The following is an 18,327-nucleotide window of genomic DNA, read 5'->3' as shown; positions in this document are numbered from 1 at the left end:
AGTGGTGGGTGATGACGGGCTCGAACCGCCGACCCCCTCCGTGTAAAGGAGATGCTCTACCAACTGAGCTAATCACCCACTGTCGTGGTTACTGCTACTACTTCATTCTCGTTTCAGGATTGGTGGGTCGTGCAGGATTCGAACCTGCGACCAATTGATTAAAAGTCAACTGCTCTACCAACTGAGCTAACGACCCAATTTCCCTGCCGCTTTAACATCTTGCAAGATGTCTTGGCAACGGCGGCATATATTACTAATTTATCTTGGCAGCGCAACCTAAATTTTTGATTGATAGGTTCAACTGCTTGTTCTTCACGCGAATGAGCCCAGAAACCGGTCAAATCGACTAACTTCTGGGCTCATTTTTTTGCTTGTTAACCGGCTACGCGACTTTTCGCCTGTTTGGCCGCCGCACTGGTTGGGTACTGTTTAATCACCTGCTGGAACACGGCCTTGGCCTTATCGGCCTGCCCTTTCTCCTGCATGATGATACCCACCTTGTACATGGCGTCCGGCGCCTTGGGTGATTTCGGGTAATTCTTCACCACCACCGCAAAATAGTAGGCCGCATCGTCCTTTTTACCCTTGTTGTAGAACAACTGGCCTAGCCAATAGTTGGCGTTAGGCTGGTAAGTGGACTTTGGATACTGTTTTACGAAGGACTGAAAAGCTGAGATCGCCTGATCGTACTGTTTTTTTTCCAGCGCCAGGGAAACAGCGGCGTTGTAGTCGCTGTTTTCATCACCCTTGCTGGCCGGTGCCGCAGGAGCGGCCGCAGAGGCGCTGTCGCCGCCGTCAGAGGACGCAGCAGCTGCTGCTCCGCCTGCGGCGCCCGCAGCGGCTGCAGAGCCCTGAGAACCGCCCTGGCTGAGGCTATCCATCTGTTGATAGATTTGCTTCTGGCGTTCAACCACCTGATTCAACTGATATTGGTTTTCCTGGATTTGCCCGCGGAGAGAGTCAATATCGCGCTGATTGTCAGAGAGTTGCTGCTGGAGTTGGTTTAAAAGCTGGCCCTGAGCATTGCTGATGCGCTCAAGCGAGGTGACGCGGTCTTCGACCGAGCCGGAGCCGACATTACTGATTGGCGCTTGGGCAGTAGCGGCCCATGGGACCGCTACGCCAACCAGTAACGACAGACTCAACAAGTGACGTCTGAAGTTACTGTTCATGCGATTCTCTTAGTAAACCAGAACGGCACGACGGTTTTTGGCATAAGCCGCTTCGTCGTGGCCCAGTACTGCTGGTTTTTCTTTACCGTAAGAAACGATAGAGATCTGGTCAGCGGAAACGCCTTTACCCTGCAGGTACATTTTAACTGCGTTAGCACGACGCTCGCCCAGAGCGATGTTGTATTCCGGCGTGCCGCGTTCGTCCGCGTGGCCTTCAACAGTCACTTTGTAAGACGGGTTGTTACGCAGGAAAGTCGCGTGCGCGTCCAGCATCTGAGCGAACTCGGAGCTTACGTCATACTTGTCCAGGCCGAAGTAAACGATGTTGTTCTTCTGCAGTTCTTGCATCTGCAGACGAGCTTGTTCTTCGGAAGACAGGTTGCTGCTGCCGTTTTCTGTACCAGTGCCAGCGCCAGCGCCCATACCGGATTGGTCGTTGTTTGCGCTTTTGTTAGAACTACAAGCTGCTACAGCCAGAACTGGCAGTGCCAGCAGAAGCCCTTTCAGCACTTTGTTCAGTTGCATTTCTTTGATCCTTTTATAGTTTGCCATACATATTTACACATGCATCACAGATACGGCGACCAGGCAGGGAATTTGACCTGTCCATCAGTTGCCGGAAGACGCGCTTTAAAACGCCCATCGGTCGACACCAGTTGCAGCACGGAGCCCATACCTTGCGTGGAGCTATAGATCACCATGGTGCCGTTTGGCGCAATACTAGGCGTTTCGTCGAGGAAGGTGCCGGTTAATACTTGAACGGCTCCCGATCCAAGATCTTGTTTGGCGATATGCTGAGCGCCGTTGTTGGAGCTCACCATCACCAGGAATTTACCGTCGGAACTGACCTCAGAATCCTGATTCTGAGAACCTTCCCATGTCAGACGCTGTGAGGCACCGCCGCTGGCGCTGACTTTGTAAATCTGTGGGCGTCCGCCCTGGTCGGAGGTATACGCCAGAGTCTGGCCGTCCGGGAACCAGGTCGGTTCGGTGTTGTTGCTGCGACCGTCGGTAATCTGCGTGATCTGGCCAGAGCCGAGGTTCATCACGTACAGGTTCAGGCTGCCGCTCTTGGACAACGCAAACGCCAGGCGGCTGCCGTCCGGCGAGAACGCCGGCGCACCGTTGTGACGCGGGAACGAGGCGATCTGGCGGATGGCGCCGTTAGCCAGGGTCTGCACCACCAGCGCGGAGCGGCCACTCTCGAAGGTGACGTACGCCAGCTTGCTGCCGTCCGGCGACCAGGCCGGGGACATCAGCGGCTCAGGCGAACGGTGCACCACAAACTGGTTGTAGCCGTCGTAATCCGCTACGCGCAGCTCGTACGGGAATTTCCCGCCGTTGGTCTGCACCACGTAGGCGATACGGGTGCGGAAGGCGCCCTTGATGCCGGTCAGCTTCTCGAACACTTCGTCGCTGGCGGTGTGGGCAGAATAACGCAACCACTGCTTGGTCACCTTATACTGATTTTGCGCCAACACGGTGCCTGGCGAACCCGAGGTATCCACCAGCTGATAAGAGATCAGGTAGCTGCCGTCTGCGCCAGGTTGAACCTGGCCGACAACCACGGCGTCGATGCCCAGCGCAGTCCAGGCCGCCGGCGTCACTTCAGACGCGGTGGTCGGTTGCTGCGGCATGCGCGCCACGTCAATCGGGTTGAATTTGCCGCTGTTGCGCAGGTCTGCGCCGACAATCTTGCCGATATCTTCCGGAGGCGTGCCTGGACCCGCCCATTTAAACGGCACCACGCCAATCGGGCGAGCGGAGTCGACCCCTTGGGTGATTTCAATGCGAACTTCCGCGTGAAGCACGGACGCCCACAGTATTAAAAAACCTAGCGCTACTCGAAATGCCTGCTTCATCTCATCTCCCTTATCCAGGCGGGATGCCTGCGATAAATTAGCAGAATTTTAACAAACCAACTCAAACAAAACTACATAATCCCTGTTGGTTACCTTAGTACATCCCTGCGGTATGACTCAGCTCAAACAACCATTATTGTGGTTTGAATTCAAGGATAGAACTCTTAAATTGCTGGTACACGGCATCACTCGGCGGTTTCGGAATATTCGCCAATTTGGCTGCGGCTACCGCAGCTTGGCACAGGGCCGGATCGCCGCCCGCCGGTTGAACATTAATTAAAAAACCATCAGGCCCCAGCCGGATACGCAGATCGCAAGTTTTCCCGCTGAAATCCGAAGCGCCATAGAACTTACTCTGAATAGCAGCCTGAATTTGGCTCTTGTAAGCGTTGATATCCGCACCGCTGGCCCCGGCGGTTTTAGCATTGCCCTGCCCGGCCGGTTTGCCGTCGCCCTTGGCTTTGGCGCCGCCGCCCTTCGGCGCATTCTTGCCGTCCGCCAGGCCGCCGAAGATATCGTCAACTGCCGCCGACTGCTTCGCGGCCTCGGCCGCGGCCTTCTTCTTGGCGTCTGCCGCAGCTTTCTTGGCCGCTGCAGCTTTCTTCTCAGCCTCGGCGGCAGCCTTCTTCTCGGCTTCCGCTGCGGCTTTCTTCTCGGCGTCAGCGGCCGCTTTTTTCTCTGCGGCTTTTTGCTCTGCGGCGGCGGCCGCGGCTTTCTTCGCCTCTTCCGCCTGCTTCTTGGCGGCGGCGGCGGCTGCGGCTTCTTTCTTGGCCTCGGCTTCGGCTTTCTTCTGCGCGTCGGCCTGCGCCTTGGCGACCTTATCGGCCTCGGCCTTGGCTTTCGCCGCTGCGGTTTCCGCGACCTTCTGCTGTTCTTTGGCCTTGGCCGCCGCGGCTTCCGCCACTTTCTGCTGCTCGGCGGCCTGCTTTTGCTGTTCCGCCTGCGCCTTGGCGTCCTGCGCCGCTTTTTCCTGCGCCGTCAGCCGTTCTTTTTCCAGTTCTTTCAGGCGTTGCTGTTCCGCCGCCTGCTTCTGCTGAAGTTCTTCGGCCTGCTGCTCCGCTTTTTTCTGACGCTGCTTCTCGGCGCGCTGCGCGTCGTTGCTCTGCTGCTGCTGGCGGTTGTACTGCTCCACCACCGCGCCGGGATCAACCATCACCGCACCGACTACGGAACCGTCGCCGCCGCCGCCGGCACTCATGTCGACGTTTTCCTGCAGCGATCCCCAAATCAGCAGGGCAATCAATATGAAGTGCAGAACGACCGAAACAATAACGGCGCGATTCAGCTTATCGTTTTGCTCAGTTGCCTTTACCAAAATAGATTCCCAAAAACTGGTGTTGCTTATACGGGGTTCCTGGGCCGCAGCGCAGGAACCGGGTTGCCGTTCGCCTTACGGTCAGATTGGCTGGGTCATCAGCCCCACGGAAGCCACGCCCGCCTGATGGAGAATATTCAATGCCTTGATAATCTCATCATAAGGAACTTCCTTCGCCCCGCCGATCAAAAAGACCGTTTTCGGGTTGGCCGCCAACCGCGATTTGGCCTCGGCTGCAACCTGCTCCGGCGGCAGCAGTTCCATACGGTTGTGATCCACCACCAGGGTGTATTGACCTACGCCGGAAACCTCGAGGATCACCGGCGGATTGTCATCGCTGGACACCGTTTTGGAGTCGGTGGCGTCCGGCAGGTCAACCTCCACGCTCTGGGTGATGATTGGCGCGGTTGCCATAAAGATCAGCAGCAGCACCAGCAACACGTCGAGCAGCGGAACGATGTTAATTTCGGACTTCAGCTCGCGCCGATTGCGTCCACGTACTCTCGCCATGCTACCTCCTACTTATTTGCTGTCGCTGGAGAAGGCCTGACGATGCAGAATAGCGGTGAACTCTTCCATAAAGTTGTCGTAATTCTGCTCAAGCTTGTTAACGCGCTGGTTGAGGCGGTTATAGGCCATAACGGCCGGGATAGCGGCGAACAGACCGATCGCGGTGGCGATCAGCGCTTCGGCGATGCCCGGCGCCACCATCTGCAGCGTGGCCTGCTTCACCGCACCCAGGGCGATAAAGGCGTGCATGATCCCCCACACGGTGCCGAACAGGCCGATATACGGGCTGATCGAACCGACGGTGCCGAGGAACGGAATATGGTTTTCCAGCGTTTCCAGTTCACGGTTCATCGAAATGCGCATCGCGCGCGACGCCCCTTCAATCACCGACTCCGGCGCATGGTTATTCGCGCGGTGCAGACGGGCGAACTCTTTGAAACCCGAGTGGAAAATTTGTTCGGAACCGGTCAGGCTATCGCGACGCGCCTGGCTCTCCTGATACAAACGGGACAGCTCGATACCGGACCAGAATTTGTCTTCAAAGGCTTCGGCGTCGCGGGTGGCCGCATTGAGAATGCGGGTGCGCTGGATGATGATCGCCCAAGAGGCTACCGAGAAGCATATCAAAATCAACATGATAAGCTTAACGAGCAGGCTCGCCTTCAAGAATAAATCTAGGATATTCATGTCAGTCACTGCTTAAACTCCGCGACAATAGACTTAGGAAGCGCTCTCGGCTTCATTTGGTGTGGATCAATACATGCAATCAATACATCGGCCTGACTCAGTAGAGCCCCGTCAGAATTGACAATGCGTTGAGCAAACGTGAGAGAAGCCCCGCGGATCACGGTGATTTCACTCTGCACTTCCAGCTGTTCGTCGAGACGAGCCGGAGCCAGATAATCCACCGTCATGCGCCGGACGACAAAAGCGACATGTTCACTGAGCAGCTGCTGTTGATGAAAGTTATGCTGACGCAGCATCTCGGTGCGCGCTCTTTCAAAAAAGGCGACGTAGCGGGCGTGATAGACCACACCACTGGCATCGGTATCCTCGTAGTAAACGCGAACCGGCCATCGAAACAACGTATTACTCACTCTACTTCCCAGCAATGCAATTTAACGCTGCTACTATACGCAAGACGGATCGGGTTGGGAATGGGTTACAAGATGGGAATGAAAATAATTATGGGCCCTCAGGGCCCATAACACGGGGATATGGCGGAGATTATAAAGAAACGTAAAGTAATCCTGCGGCCAGGATCACCATGGCAGGAAGCGGCGCGAAAAAAGCGCGCCAGAGGCTGCGCTGCGGCCGGAAGCCGAAGCCGTGGATCACCCCGGTGCACACCGCCCAAATCAGCAGCAGCCCTTCCCAAATCTCCAGCGAGCTGGTTTTGGCGGCGAAACGCGTCGGATCCCAAAAGATGCAACCCGCCAAAATCAACGCCAACGCCAATGAAAGGGCCCGGACGGGGCCCTTGTCAGTGATGGCGTACAGCCTGTCGGTTAATGACAAACTCATCACTTGCCGTCTTGCTGCGCTTTGGTGGCTTCGCTCTGCTCCAGCGCCAGCGCCGTAATGATGCCGAAGGCGCAGGCAAGAAGCGTTCCGAGAATCCAGGCAAAATACCACATGGTTTAGCTCCTTATCCTTAGTACAGCGAATGCTTGTTGTTTTCGATGTAGTTCTTGTCGAGGCGGCCGAACATTTTGTAGTACGACCAGCTGGTGTACGCCAAGACGATAGGCACGAAGATCGCCGCGACCACGGTCATCACCTTCAGCGTCAGCAGGCTCGACGTCGCATCCCACATGGTCAGGCTGACGTTGGGCACGGTGCTTGAAGGCATCACGAACGGGAACATGGTGACCCCGGCAGTGAGGATCACGCAGGCGATGGTCAGCGACGAAGTGACGAACGCCAGCGCCCCTTTCTCCAGACGCGAGAACAGGATGGTGAACAACGGCAGCACCACGCCCAGCGCAGGCAAGGCCCACAGCAGCGGATACTTGTTGAAGTTGATCAGCCAGGCGCCGGCCTGATGAGCCACTTCCTTACGCAGCGGGTTGGATTCCGCCATGGTATCCAGCGCCGAAGTCACCACGAAACCGTCGATGCCCTTCACCAACCACACGCCAGCCAGCAGGAAGCATACCGCCATCACCAGGGTGGCAATCTGAGCCGCCGCGCGTGAACGCAGGTGGATTTCGCCGGTGGTGCGCATCTGCAGGTAGGTCGCGCCCTGGGTCACCAGCATGGTCAGGCTGACCACGCCCGCCAACAGGCCAAACGGGTTCAGCAGCTGGAAGAAGTTGCCGGTGTAGAACAGGCGCATGTACTCGTCCATATGGAACGGCACGCCCTGCAGCAGGTTGCCGAACGCCACGCCGAACACCACCGCAGGCACGAAGGAGCCGATGAAGATGCCCCAGTCCCACATGTTGCGCCAGCGGCTGCTCTCCAGCTTGGAGCGGTAGTCAAAACCGACCGGGCGGAAGAACAACGCGGACAGCACCAGGATCATGGCGACATAGAAGCCCGAGAAGGCCGCCGCGTAGACCATTGGCCAGGCGGCGAACAGCGCGCCGCCGGCGGTGATCAGCCACACCTGGTTGCCGTCCCAGTGCGGGGCGATGGAGTTGATCATCACCCGGCGCTCGGTATCGGTTTTACCGATAATGCGCACCAGGATACCGACGCCCATGTCGAAACCGTCGGTGACGGCGAAGCCGATCAGCAGTACGCCAACCAGGCCCCACCAAATAAATCGCAGTACTTCATAGTCAAACATACGTGGACTCCTGTTTAGCGCGCTTCCTGCACGGAGGCAGTCGGTTGTTCAAAGTGGTAGCGGCCAGTTTTCAGGCTGCTTGGGCCCAGACGCGCAAACTTGAACATCAGGTACATTTCAGCCACCAGGAACAGGGTGTACAAGCCGCAGATCAGCCCCATCGAGAACAGAATGTCGCCCGCCGTCAGCGAAGAGTTGGCGACCGCGGTCGGCAGCACCTCGCCAATCGCCCAGGGCTGACGCCCGTATTCCGCCACGAACCAGCCGGACTCGATGGCGATCCATGGCAGCGGCAGGCCGTACAGCGCCGCGCGGTGCAGCCATTTTTTCTGGCCGATGCGGCCGCGGATCACGTTCCAGAACGACAGGCCGATAATCAACAGCATGATCACGCCGCAGGCCACCATGATGCGGAAGGCGAAGTACAGCGGCGCCACGCGCGGAATGGAGTCTTTGGTCGCCAGCTGGATCTGCGCTTCCGTCGCGTCGGTGACGTTCGGGGTATAGCGCTTCAACAGCATGCCGTAGCCCAGGTCCTGCTTGGTGCGGTTGAACTCGGCGCGCACCGCGGGATCGGTATTGCCGCCGCGCAGCTCTTCCAGCAGCTGGTAGGCTTTCATGCCGTTGCGGATGCGCACTTCATGCTGCGCCATCAGATCTTTCAGGCCGGTGACCTGGGTATCGGTGGAGCGGGTGGCGATCAGGCCGAGCGCATAAGGGATTTGAATCGAGTAGGAGTTCTCCATCTTATCCTGATTCGGAATGCCGAACAGGGTAAAGGAGGCCGGAGCCGGCTGGGTGTCCCACTCTGCTTCGATGGCGGCCAGTTTGGTTTTCTGCACGTCGCCCATCTCGTAACCGGATTCATCACCCAGCACGATAACGGACAGAATGGCAGCCATACCGAAGCTGGCGGCAATGGCGAAGGAGCGCTTGGCGAAGGCGATATCGCGGCCCTTCAGCAGGTAGTAGGAACTGATGCCCAACACGAACATCGCGCCGCAGGTGTAGCCGGACGCTACGGTGTGCACGAACTTCACCTGCGCAACCGGGTTAAGCACCAGTTCGGAGAAGCTGACCATCTCCATGCGCATGGTTTCGAAGTTGAAGTCGGAGGCGATCGGGTTCTGCATCCAGCCGTTGGCGACCAGGATCCACAGCGCGGACAGGTTGGAGCCGAGGGCCACAAACCAGGTTACCGCCATGTGCTGCACCTTGCTCAGACGATCCCAGCCGAAGAAGAACAGGCCGACCAGCGTCGATTCAAGGAAGAACGCCATCAGACCTTCGATGGCCAGCGGGGCCCCGAAGATGTCACCGACGTAGTGGGAGAAATATGACCAGTTGGTCCCGAACTGGAACTCCATGGTCAAACCGGTGGCCACACCCAGGGCAAAGTTAATTGCAAATAACTTGCCCCAGAATTTGGTCATATCTTTATAGATTTGTTTGCCTGACAGTACATATACCGTTTCCATAATTGCCAGCAAAAACGCCATGCCCAGCGTTAATGGGACAAATAAGAAATGGTACATCGCCGTTAAAGCAAACTGTAAGCGCGACAGTTCGACAATATCAAACATCTTGACTCCTTGCTCCTCGCAGGAAGACTCCGACATGCGGTTATCGGCATATACCCGTCATACTTTAAACTGCATCCGTGTCGGCTGCGAACGCCCCCCGTCACTGACTCACGTTAGCTCCCGGGACTCGCGCTCTTGCCGTGGTGATACAGCATCAATTATTTAGGGTATGACTTTTTTCAAAGCTGCCGGTAACGCCCCGCAGTGAATGCCCTTAAACACAACAAATTTGATCCAGCCTCTCCGCTTTCAACCGCACACTCGCCGCTGGGCCGCATGGGCCAGGCATCAAACGCGCCGCCGAAAACCGACAACGGGTAACAAATGCAACAAGATCAACCATCCATAATCACAGCATGAATGATACTCGCCCAATCCCACACAATAAATAGGTTTTTGCGTGATGTGGGTTAGACTTTGGGTTACAGGTCAAATCTTAGCCCAAAGAGGTACTCTGGCGTAATTTGATCTGAAACAATTTAAGCCTATCCGCATATTATTTCCATATTCATCAGCACATTTCGCCTATTTTTCTTGAGGTCATGTTGCGCGATGGTTTAATTGTTTTTTAATGATATTTTTGTGTTAAATAAATGTGATTTAAAAGAGCCGCCATTGTATTATTACGCGCTTATTATGCGACATAATTAACGTTTTATTTCCAACGCGCATCGACAGTGATTGCAGTCACAAAACAAAAAATCTCTCTCAAATATTAGCCTATTTCTCGCTATTAGATCGTAAAGGTTGCATTTTTGTAGCAAAATAACCGATTGTGTTAAAATTCCATTTGATGACAACAACTTATGAAAAAAATAATTTTTGCCTCTGTGCTGGGGCTCGCGGGCAACGCCGTGGCCGCCGAAACGGTTAACATCACCCTGCTGGGCACCTCCGATCTGCACGGCACTTTCGTCCCCTGGGATTACGCCAGCGACACCGAAAATCTGGCGGGCAGCCTGAGCCAAATAGCCACCCAGGTAAAAAAACTGCGCGCCGAACAGCCGAATCTGATCCTGGTGGACGCCGGCGACACCATTCAGGGCAACTTCGTCGAAACCTTCAAACACGATGCCGTCAGCCCGATGATGCTGGGCTTCAACGCGCTCAAGTACGACGTCTGGGTAATGGGCAATCACGAGTTCGACTTCGGCCTGCCGGCGTTGGCCACGCCGCTCAAACAGTTCGAGGGCGCCGCGCTGGCCGGCAATATCTTCTGGGACGACGGCAAACCCTATTTGCCGGCCTATAAAATCATCGAGCGTCAGGGCGTGAAGATCGGCATTATCGGCATGGACACGCCGATGACCGCCGAATTCGCCAAGGGCACCGATCGCATCAAGGGGCTGAACTTCACCGATCCGGTGCAGGCGGTGAAACAGGTCATCAGCCGGATCGACAACCAGGTCGACGCCATCGTGCTGGTGGCTCACATGGGCATCGACAACGAAAACCAGCGCCCGGGCACCGGCGTAGCCGATATCGCCAACGCCAACCCGCAGCTGGCGGCGATCGTCGCCGGGCATATGCACGTCAAAATCGACAAGGCGGTGGTCAACGGCGTCATCATCACCGAACCGGACAAATATGGCCGCGCGCTGTCGCGCATCGATCTGCAGTTTGAGCGGCGCGACGGCAAATTCACCCTGATCAACAAGGACAGCTACACTTACCCGATCAAAGGGCTGGCGCCGGACAGCGGCATGCTGGCGCTCTATCAGCCGTATCACGACATTCTGCGCGCCAACGCCAACCGGGTGGTGGCCAGGCTGAGCGGCAGCGATCTGGTGCCCGCCGACGAGTTCAAAGGCATCCCGCAGGTGCACGTGCAGGATACCGGCATCAGCGCGCTGTTCCAGCAAGCCAGCCGCTACTACGCCCCACGGGCGCAGGTAATCGCCCTGCAGATCGACAACGATCGCGCCAGGCTGGACGTCGGCGACATCAAGGCCAAGGACATCGCCTTCAACTACCAATACGCCGGCGGCGAGATCACCGTTTATCAGCTCGACGGCAAGGCGCTGAAGCAGTATATGGAGTGGTCGGCCGGCTATTTTAACGCGCTGCGGCCCGGCGACGTCACCTACAGCTTTGATCCGGCGCGCCGTTCGTCCAAGTACTCCACCAATGACTTCTTCGACGGCGTCACTTATACCATCGACCTGCGCCAGCCGGCCGGTTCGCGCATCCGCAATCTGCGCCTGGCGGACGGCACGCCGGTCACCGACGCCATGCCGATTCGCCTGGGCATGAACAGCTACCGTATGGGGCACCTGACGCAGAAAGGCGGTGCGCTGGAGGGGCAATCCTTCCCGGTGCTGTCCGACAGCAAGGCGCAGTATGGCGAAGAGGAAGGCACCATCCGCAGCCTGACCCTGCGCTACCTGAGCGAAGTGAAAAAGGGCCGATATCGCGGGGAGCCGCAGCAGCGCTGGAAATTAGTGGGCATGGAAGGCTATGAGCCGCAGCGGGCGATCGTCAAACGCCTGCTCAACGAAGGCGTGATCCAGGTGCCGACCACCGATGACGGCCGCTACACCAACGTCGCGTCGATCAACGTCAAAGATGCCTTGTTCAAGGATGCCGACGGCTATCGCGCCGCCCTCGCCGCCCTGGAGCGGCAGCGGCAGGCCGCCGGCGATGCGGTTCAGCAGCAGCGCCTGCAGGATCGGATCGCGCTGATCAAGGCGCTCAACGACTTCTGATCCTTCGCCCATAAAAAAGGCCACCCGTAAGGATGGCCAATCATGTCGAGATATTGTTATTTCGTACTAAGATCTTAGCGGTTCAGCACCGCTTTCACCGCGTCGCCGATGTCAGCCAGGCTGCGTACGGTCTTCACGCCCGCCGCTTCCAGCGCCGCAAACTTCTCGTCCGCAGTGCCTTTGCCGCCGGCGATGATGGCGCCCGCGTGGCCCATGCGCTTGCCTTTCGGCGCAGTAACGCCGGCGATGTAGCCGACCACCGGCTTGGTGACGTGTTCTTTGATGTAGGCCGCCGCTTCTTCTTCAGCGCTGCCGCCGATCTCGCCGATCATGACGATCGCTTCGGTCTGCGGATCTTCCTGGAACATTTTCAGGATATCGATGAAGTTGGAGCCAGGGATCGGGTCGCCGCCGATGCCCACGCAGGTAGACTGGCCCAGACCGGCATCGGTGGTTTGTTTCACCGCTTCATAGGTCAGGGTGCCGGAGCGGGAAACGATGCCCACTTTGCCTGGCAGGTGGATATGGCCAGGCATGATGCCGATTTTGCATTCGCCCGGAGTGATAACGCCTGGGCAGTTCGGGCCGATCATGCGCACGCCGGCTTCATCCAGCTTCACTTTCACGGTCAGCATGTCCAGCGTCGGGATGCCTTCGGTGATGGTGATGATCAGTTTGATGCCTGCATCGATAGCTTCCAGGATGGAGTCTTTGCAGAACGGCGCGGGAACGTAGATCACGGACGCGGTGGCGCCGGTGGCTTCGACCGCTTCACGCACGGTATTGAACACCGGCAGGCCCAGGTGCTGAGTGCCGCCTTTGCCCGGGGTTACGCCACCGACCATTTTGGTGCCGTAAGCGATAGCCTGTTCGGAGTGGAAAGTACCCTGGCTACCGGTGAAGCCCTGGCAAATTACTTTGGTGTTCTTATCGATTAAAATGGACATTATTTACCCTCCACTGCCGCAACAACTTGCTGAGCCGCATCAGTCAGGCTGGTCGCAGCAATGATATTCAGACCGCTGTCCGCCAGTTTCTTGGCGCCCAGTTCGGCGTTGTTCCCTTCCAGACGCACCACCACCGGGACGTTGACGCCCACTTCGGCGACTGCGCCGATGATGCCGTCGGCGATCAGGTCGCAGCGCACGATACCACCGAAAATGTTAACCAGAACCGCTTTCACCTTGTCGTCGGACAGGATGATTTTGAACGCTTCGGTTACGCGCTCTTTGGTGGCGCCGCCGCCTACGTCCAGGAAGTTGGCCGGTTCGCCGCCGTGCAGCTTGACGATGTCCATGGTGCCCATCGCCAGGCCCGCGCCGTTAACCATGCAGCCGATGTTGCCGTCGAGCGCAACGTAGTTCAGCTCCCACTGGGCCGCACGGGATTCGCGTTCGTCTTCCTGAGAAGGGTCACGCATTTCGCGCAGTTCCGGCTGGCGGAACAGGGCATTGCCGTCGGCGCCCAGTTTGCCGTCCAGGCACACCAGATCGCCCTGCTTGGTGATCACCAGCGGGTTGATCTCAACCATCGCCAGGTCGCGCTCCAGGAACAGGGTGGCCAGGCCCATGAAGATCTTGGCGAACTGGCTGACCTGCTTGCCGGTCAGGCCCAGTTTGAAGGCCAGCTCGCGGCCCTGATAAGGCTGTGGACCCGCCAGCGGATCAACGATCATTTTGTGGATCAGCTCCGGCGTTTCTTCCGCAACTTTCTCAATCTCAACGCCGCCTTCGGTGGATGCCATGAACACCACGCGGCGGGAGCTGCGGTCGACTACCGCGCCCAGATACAGTTCTTTATCGATATCGGTCGCCGCTTCCACCAGGATCTGGTGTACCGGCTGGCCCAGCGCGTCAGTCTGATAGGTCACCAGACGTTTGCCCAGCCAGGCTTCAGCGAAAGCACGGATATCTTCTTTGCTGTTTACGACTTTAACGCCGCCAGCTTTACCGCGGCCGCCAGCATGAACCTGACATTTAACCACCCACGGGCCGGAGCCGATTTTGGATGCGGCTTCTTCTGCTTCACGCGGAGTGGTACAGGCATAGCCGGTGGGTGCCGGCATGCCATACCGAGCAAACAGCTGTTTTGCCTGATATTCGTGTAAATTCATGATGTTCTATCCATTCAGTTCTGAAGGTTTTTAGCCGGGTCAATGTTGCGCGGTAAAACCGCATGACTTTCCGGCCACATAGCACAGAGTGTGGACGCGACATACCCGTGATACCTGAAGCCGCGATGCGGCGCCAATTATTTAAGGCTGCGCGCCCAGCAGGGTTACTATACGTCCAGCAGCAGACGAGCCGGATCTTCCAGCATTTCCTTGACCGTCACCAGATAACCGACGGACTCTTTGCCGTCGATCAGGCGGTGGTCGTAGGACAGCGCCAGATACATCATCGGCTGGATCACCACCTGACCATTGACCGCCATCGGACGATCCTTGATCGCGTGCATCCCGAGGATGGCGCTCTGCGGCGGGTTGATGATCGGGGTGGACATCAGCGAGCCGAATACGCCGCCGTTGGTAATGGTGAAGTTACCGCCGGTCAGCTCTTCCACGGTCAGCTTGCCGTCGCGGCCTTTGACCGCCAGCTCTTTGATTTTCTTCTCGATGTCCGCCATGCTCATGGCGTCCACATCGCGCAGTACCGGGGTCACCAGGCCGCGCGGGGTAGATACCGCGATGCTGATGTCGAAGTAGTTGTGATAAACCACGTCGGTCCCGTCGATGGAAGCATTCACTTCCGGGAAGCGTTTCAGCGCTTCCACCACCGCCTTGATGTAGAAGGACATGAAGCCCAGACGCACGCCGTGGCGCTTCTCGAAGGCTTCGCCGTACTGCTTGCGCAGGTCCATGATCGGCTGCATGTTGATTTCGTTGAAGGTGGTCAGCATCGCGGTGCTGTTCTTCGCTTCCAACAGGCGCTCCGCCACGCGTTTGCGCAGGCGGGTCATCGGCACGCGTTTTTCGCTGCGGCCGGCCAGAGCCGGCTGTGGCGCGGCTTCAGCGGCGGCGGCGGGTTTGTCGGCGGCTTTGCCGCCTTTCGCCAGGTGCGCTTCCACGTCTTCGCGGGTGATGCGGCCACCCACGCCGCTGCCTTTGATGGCGCTGGCGTCGAGCTCGTGTTCCGCGATCAGGCGGCGGATCGCCGGGCTGAGCGCATCATTGCTTTCTTCTTCCAGATTGGCGGTGGCGCGCTGAGCCGGAGTGGCTTCTTTAGCCTGGCTCTTCTCTGCGGTCGGCTTGCCGGAGCTGTCGCCCGGGCGGATGCGGCCGAGGATCTGGCGAGAAAGCACGGTAGCGCCCTCTTCTTCCAGGATCGCATCAAGAATGCCCGCTTCGCTGGCTGGAACTTCCAGCACCACTTTGTCGGTTTCGATTTCGACCAGAACTTCGTCGCGCTGAACGCTGTCGCCCGGCTTTTTGTGCCAGGTGGCCACGGTCGCATCGGCAACCGATTCAGGAAGGTCAGGAACCAGAATATCTACGCTACTCATTTAGCTTTCCCTTAAGTTTTTTTACCCTTCAACGTGCCGGCCGCAGCCGGCAAGTGAGCTGGCATTAATCAATATTCAGCGCGTCATTCACCAGAGCCTGCTGCTGCTTCTGGTGTACGGACATATAACCCACCGCCGGCGAGGCGGAGGCCGGACGTCCGGCGTAACGTAAAGAAGCCCCAAACGGCACGACTTCACGGAAGTTGTGTTGGCTGCAGTACCAGGCGCCCTGGTTCAGCGGCTCTTCCTGACACCAGACGAAATCGTGCACGTGCGCGTATTTCTCCAGCACCGCCTGAACGGCCTGGTGCGGGAACGGATACAGCTGCTCGATGCGGATGATGGCCACGTCTTTCTGATCATTCTTGCGACGCTGTTCCAGCAGGTCGTAGTACACCTTGCCGGAACACAGCACCACGCGTTTGACCCCTTTCGGATCCAGGGAGTCGATCTCGCCGATCGCCGGCTGGAAGGTGCCGTTGGCCAGCTCTTCCAGCGAGGAAATCGCCAGCGGGTGACGCAGCAACGACTTAGGCGACATCACCACCAGCGGACGGCGCATACCGCGCAGCGCCTGACGACGCAGCATATGGTAAACCTGCGCCGGCGTGGACGGGATGCACACCTGCATGTTCTGCTCTGCGCACAGCTGCAGGTAACGCTCCAGACGCGCGGAGGAGTGCTCCGGCCCCTGGCCTTCGTAACCGTGCGGCAACAGCATCACCAGGCCGCACATACGGCCCCACTTCTGCTCGCCGGAGCTGATGAACTGGTCGATCACCACCTGCGCGCCGTTGGCGAAGTCGCCGAACTGCGCTTCCCAGATAGTCAGGGTGCGCGGCTCGGCGGTGGCGTAACCGTATTCGAACGCCAGCACCGCCTCTTCGGACAGCACCGAGTCCCAGACCTTGAATTCGCCCTGGCCGCTGTGCACATTCGCCAGCGGCACGTAGACCGAACCGTTTTTCTGGTTGTGCACCACCGCATGGCGGTGGAAGAAGGTGCCGCGGCCGGCATCTTCGCCGGAGAGGCGGATCGGGATGCCTTCATCCACCATGGTGGCGTAAGCCAGCGTTTCGGCCGCGCCCCAATCGAACGGCTTGTTGCCGGCGGCCATCTCGGCGCGGTCACCGTAGATTTTCGCCACGCGCGACTGCATCTCGATCGCTTCCGGCACGCTGCTGATGCGGCGAGCCAGCTCCTGCAGACGCTTCATCTCAACCTTGCTTGGGTACTCTTCGTCCCACTCGTGGTTCAGATACGGCGACCAGGTAAAGGTATGCAGATTCATCGGACGCCATTCTTCAACCACGCAGTCGCCGCGGTCGAGCGCGTCACGGTACAGGTTGACCATTTCCGTGGCATCTTCCAGGCTGGCGACCTTCTGTTCGGTCAGCACGTCAGCGTAGATTTTGCGTGGCGTCGGGTGTTTCTTGATCTTCTGATACATCACCGGCTGGGTGGCGCTTGGCTCATCGGCCTCGTTATGCCCATGGCGACGGTAGCAGACCAGATCGATCATCACGTCACGTTTGAAGGTGTTACGGAAATCCAACGCCAGGCGGGTGACGAAGGCCACCGCTTCCGGATCGTCCGCATTGACGTGGAAGATCGGCGACTGCACCATTTTGGCGATGTCGGTACAGTATTCGGTAGAGCGCGCATCCAACGGGTTGGAGGTGGTGAAGCCAACCTGGTTGTTGATGACGATGCGCACCGTGCCGCCCACTTCGTAACCGCGGGCCTGCGACATGTTCAGGGTTTCCTGCACCACGCCCTGGCCGGTAATGGCGGCGTCGCCGTGGATGGTGATCGGCAGCACCATGTTGCTGCGCGCTTCGTCCAGACGATCGCGACGGGCGCGCACCGAGCCCATCACCACCGGGCTGACGATCTCCAGGTGCGACGGGTTGAACGCCAGCGCCAGGTGAACCATGCCGCCTTCGGTTTCCAGGTCGGAGGAGAAGCCCTGGTGATATTTCACGTCACCGGTGCCGAGGTGTTCTTTATGCTTGCCGGCGAACTCGTCGAACAGATCGGCCGGCTTTTTGCCCAGCACGTTGATCAACACGTTCAGACGGCCGCGGTGTGCCATGCCCAGCACCACTTCGCGGGTGCCGTTCTTGCCGGCGTGGCGCACCATTTCTTTCAGCATTGGCACCAGCGCATCGCCGCCCTCCAGCGAGAAGCGCTTCGCGCCCGGGAACTTGGCGCCCAGGTAGCGTTCCAGGCCTTCCGCAGCGGTCAGCTCGTTCAGGAAACGGCGTTTCTCATCGCTGGTAAAGCTGGCGCGCCCCGCCACCGATTCGATGCGCTGCTGGATCCAGCGTTTCTCTTCGGTGTTGGTGATGTGCATGTATTCCGCACCGATCGAACCGCAGTAGGTCTGCTTCAGCGCGGCGTACAGGTCGCCCAGCTTCATGGTTTCTTTGCCGATGGCGAAAGAACCCACGTTGAAGGTTTCCTGGAAGTCGGCGTCGGTCAGGTTGTGGTACGCGGGCTCAAGGTCAGGAACTTGCTCGCGCTGCCACAGGCCGAGCGGATCGAGGTTGGCATGCTGATGCCCGCGGAAGCGGAAGGCGTTGATCAGCTGCAGTACCTTGACCTGTTTGGCGTCGGTTTCCGGGTCGGTGATGGTGGTGTTGTAACGCGCGGCATCTTTCGCCAGGCGGCGGAAGTAATCGCGTGTTTGAGAGTGAAGCTGATCGGGTTTTACACCCGCGGTTGGTAGCTGTTGAAAAATGGAACGCCAGCTATCTTCAACGGAGCCCGGATCGGTTAAAAAGTCTTCATAGAGCTGCTCTATGTAAGACTGATTCGCGCCCGCCAGATAGGAGGAATCCAGCCAGGCCTTCATTGCGCCGTTCTGCATCATGATCCCTTAA

16 protein-coding genes and 2 tRNA genes are annotated in these 18,327 nt (G+C 58.1%); 1 reads left to right on the top strand and 17 read right to left on the bottom strand.

The features are described from left to right. Nucleotides 1-2: 2 nt before the first annotated feature. The 13 genes from CKW09_RS06670 to cydA form a co-directional block, all read right to left on the bottom strand. Nucleotides 3-78: transfer RNA gene (locus CKW09_RS06670), tRNA-Val, on the bottom strand. Nucleotides 79-120: 42 nt separating this feature from the next. After that, nucleotides 121-196: transfer RNA gene (locus tag CKW09_RS06665), tRNA-Lys, on the bottom strand. Between the two features lie 178 nt (nucleotides 197-374). Then, on the bottom strand, nucleotides 375-1,172 hold the full coding sequence (cpoB, locus tag CKW09_RS06660; RefSeq protein ID WP_061800020.1) for a cell division protein CpoB: 798 nt from the start codon (nucleotides 1,170-1,172) through the stop codon (nucleotides 375-377). Nucleotides 1,173-1,181: 9 nt separating this feature from the next. Continuing rightward, on the bottom strand, nucleotides 1,182-1,697 hold the full coding sequence (gene pal, locus CKW09_RS06655; protein ID WP_061800019.1) for a peptidoglycan-associated lipoprotein Pal: 516 nt from the start codon (nucleotides 1,695-1,697) through the stop codon (nucleotides 1,182-1,184). A 44-nt stretch (nucleotides 1,698-1,741) separates the two neighbouring features. Beyond that, on the bottom strand, nucleotides 1,742-3,034 hold the full coding sequence (gene tolB / locus CKW09_RS06650) for a Tol-Pal system beta propeller repeat protein TolB (RefSeq protein ID WP_061800017.1): 1,293 nt from the start codon (nucleotides 3,032-3,034) through the stop codon (nucleotides 1,742-1,744). 133 nt (nucleotides 3,035-3,167) lie between these two features. Next, nucleotides 3,168-4,349 carry a cell envelope integrity protein TolA gene (gene tolA, locus CKW09_RS06645; RefSeq protein WP_095096279.1) on the bottom strand — a complete coding sequence of 394 codons (1,182 nt, stop codon included), beginning with the start codon at nucleotides 4,347-4,349 and terminating at the stop codon, nucleotides 3,168-3,170. Nucleotides 4,350-4,430: 81 nt separating this feature from the next. Beyond that, complete coding sequence (gene tolR / locus CKW09_RS06640) at nucleotides 4,431-4,859, bottom strand: colicin uptake protein TolR (protein ID WP_020825683.1); 429 nt, start codon at nucleotides 4,857-4,859, stop codon at nucleotides 4,431-4,433. Nucleotides 4,860-4,871: 12 nt separating this feature from the next. Next, nucleotides 4,872-5,555 carry a Tol-Pal system protein TolQ gene (gene tolQ / locus CKW09_RS06635; RefSeq protein ID WP_039992358.1) on the bottom strand — a complete coding sequence of 228 codons (684 nt, stop codon included), beginning with the start codon at nucleotides 5,553-5,555 and terminating at the stop codon, nucleotides 4,872-4,874. Further along, a complete protein-coding gene (gene ybgC / locus CKW09_RS06630) occupies nucleotides 5,552-5,956 on the bottom strand; it encodes a tol-pal system-associated acyl-CoA thioesterase (RefSeq protein WP_073970358.1) in 405 nt (134 codons plus the stop codon). The genes tolQ and ybgC overlap by 4 nt, the downstream gene beginning before the upstream one ends. Before the next feature lie 130 nt (nucleotides 5,957-6,086). Beyond that, nucleotides 6,087-6,383, bottom strand: a complete 297-nt coding sequence (gene ybgE / locus CKW09_RS06625; RefSeq protein ID WP_061800012.1) for a cyd operon protein YbgE — start codon at nucleotides 6,381-6,383, stop codon at nucleotides 6,087-6,089. Beyond that, entirely contained in the window at nucleotides 6,383-6,496 is a 114-nt protein-coding gene (gene cydX / locus CKW09_RS06620; protein WP_004939868.1) for a cytochrome bd-I oxidase subunit CydX, read from the bottom strand. The genes ybgE and cydX overlap by 1 nt, the downstream gene beginning before the upstream one ends. 17 nt (nucleotides 6,497-6,513) lie before the next feature. Then, on the bottom strand, nucleotides 6,514-7,653 hold the full coding sequence (gene cydB, locus CKW09_RS06615; RefSeq protein ID WP_095096276.1) for a cytochrome d ubiquinol oxidase subunit II: 1,140 nt from the start codon (nucleotides 7,651-7,653) through the stop codon (nucleotides 6,514-6,516). Between the two features lie 14 nt (nucleotides 7,654-7,667). Further along, a complete protein-coding gene (cydA, locus tag CKW09_RS06610; RefSeq protein ID WP_061800010.1) occupies nucleotides 7,668-9,236 on the bottom strand; it encodes a cytochrome ubiquinol oxidase subunit I in 1,569 nt (522 codons plus the stop codon). Between the two features lie 806 nt (nucleotides 9,237-10,042). Between cydA and CKW09_RS06605 the strand changes: the two genes are divergently transcribed. Further along, entirely contained in the window at nucleotides 10,043-11,941 is a 1,899-nt protein-coding gene (locus CKW09_RS06605) for a bifunctional metallophosphatase/5'-nucleotidase (protein ID WP_095096273.1), read from the top strand. A gap of 74 nt (nucleotides 11,942-12,015) precedes the next feature. On the opposite strand, the gene sucD is transcribed toward CKW09_RS06605, so the two are convergent. From sucD to sucA, 4 genes are all read right to left on the bottom strand, one after another. Beyond that, a complete protein-coding gene (gene sucD, locus CKW09_RS06600; RefSeq protein WP_061800007.1) occupies nucleotides 12,016-12,888 on the bottom strand; it encodes a succinate--CoA ligase subunit alpha in 873 nt (290 codons plus the stop codon). Then, nucleotides 12,888-14,054: an ADP-forming succinate--CoA ligase subunit beta gene (gene sucC / locus CKW09_RS06595; protein WP_095096270.1), complete on the bottom strand. Its 1,167-nt coding sequence runs from the start codon at nucleotides 14,052-14,054 to the stop codon at nucleotides 12,888-12,890. Before sucC ends, sucD begins: the two co-directional genes overlap by 1 nt. A 167-nt stretch (nucleotides 14,055-14,221) precedes the next feature. Beyond that, on the bottom strand, nucleotides 14,222-15,442 hold the full coding sequence (gene odhB / locus CKW09_RS06590) for a 2-oxoglutarate dehydrogenase complex dihydrolipoyllysine-residue succinyltransferase (RefSeq protein ID WP_061800005.1): 1,221 nt from the start codon (nucleotides 15,440-15,442) through the stop codon (nucleotides 14,222-14,224). 64 nt (nucleotides 15,443-15,506) lie between these two features. Continuing rightward, nucleotides 15,507-18,314 carry a 2-oxoglutarate dehydrogenase E1 component gene (gene sucA, locus CKW09_RS06585; protein WP_061800026.1) on the bottom strand — a complete coding sequence of 936 codons (2,808 nt, stop codon included), beginning with the start codon at nucleotides 18,312-18,314 and terminating at the stop codon, nucleotides 15,507-15,509. Nucleotides 18,315-18,327 lie beyond the last annotated feature (13 nt).

It is taken from the genome of Serratia ficaria (genome assembly GCF_900187015.1).
GTDB lineage: Bacteria > Pseudomonadota > Gammaproteobacteria > Enterobacterales > Enterobacteriaceae > Serratia > Serratia ficaria.
This window is presented reverse-complemented; position numbering and strand designations above follow the sequence as displayed.

Excerpts from the sequence above, each read along its gene's own strand:
- cpoB (WP_061800020.1), bottom strand. The coding sequence starts at position 1,172 with ATGAACAGTAACTTCAGACGTCACTTGTTGAGTCTGTCGTTACTGGTT.
- pal (WP_061800019.1), bottom strand. The coding sequence starts at position 1,697 with ATGCAACTGAACAAAGTGCTGAAAGGGCTTCTGCTGGCACTGCCAGTT.
- tolB (WP_061800017.1), bottom strand. The coding sequence starts at position 3,034 with ATGAAGCAGGCATTTCGAGTAGCGCTAGGTTTTTTAATACTGTGGGCG.
- tolR (WP_020825683.1), bottom strand. The coding sequence starts at position 4,859 with ATGGCGAGAGTACGTGGACGCAATCGGCGCGAGCTGAAGTCCGAAATT.
- ybgE (WP_061800012.1), bottom strand. The coding sequence starts at position 6,383 with ATGAGTTTGTCATTAACCGACAGGCTGTACGCCATCACTGACAAGGGC.
- cydX (WP_004939868.1), bottom strand. The coding sequence starts at position 6,496 with ATGTGGTATTTTGCCTGGATTCTCGGAACGCTTCTTGCCTGCGCCTTC.
- cydB (WP_095096276.1), bottom strand. The coding sequence starts at position 7,653 with ATGTTTGACTATGAAGTACTGCGATTTATTTGGTGGGGCCTGGTTGGC.
- cydA (WP_061800010.1), bottom strand. The coding sequence starts at position 9,236 with ATGTTTGATATTGTCGAACTGTCGCGCTTACAGTTTGCTTTAACGGCG.
- CKW09_RS06605 (WP_095096273.1), top strand. The coding sequence starts at position 10,043 with ATGAAAAAAATAATTTTTGCCTCTGTGCTGGGGCTCGCGGGCAACGCC.
- sucD (WP_061800007.1), bottom strand. The coding sequence starts at position 12,888 with ATGTCCATTTTAATCGATAAGAACACCAAAGTAATTTGCCAGGGCTTC.
- sucC (WP_095096270.1), bottom strand. The coding sequence starts at position 14,054 with ATGAATTTACACGAATATCAGGCAAAACAGCTGTTTGCTCGGTATGGC.
- odhB (WP_061800005.1), bottom strand. The coding sequence starts at position 15,442 with ATGAGTAGCGTAGATATTCTGGTTCCTGACCTTCCTGAATCGGTTGCC.
- sucA (WP_061800026.1), bottom strand. The coding sequence starts at position 18,314 with ATGCAGAACGGCGCAATGAAGGCCTGGCTGGATTCCTCCTATCTGGCG.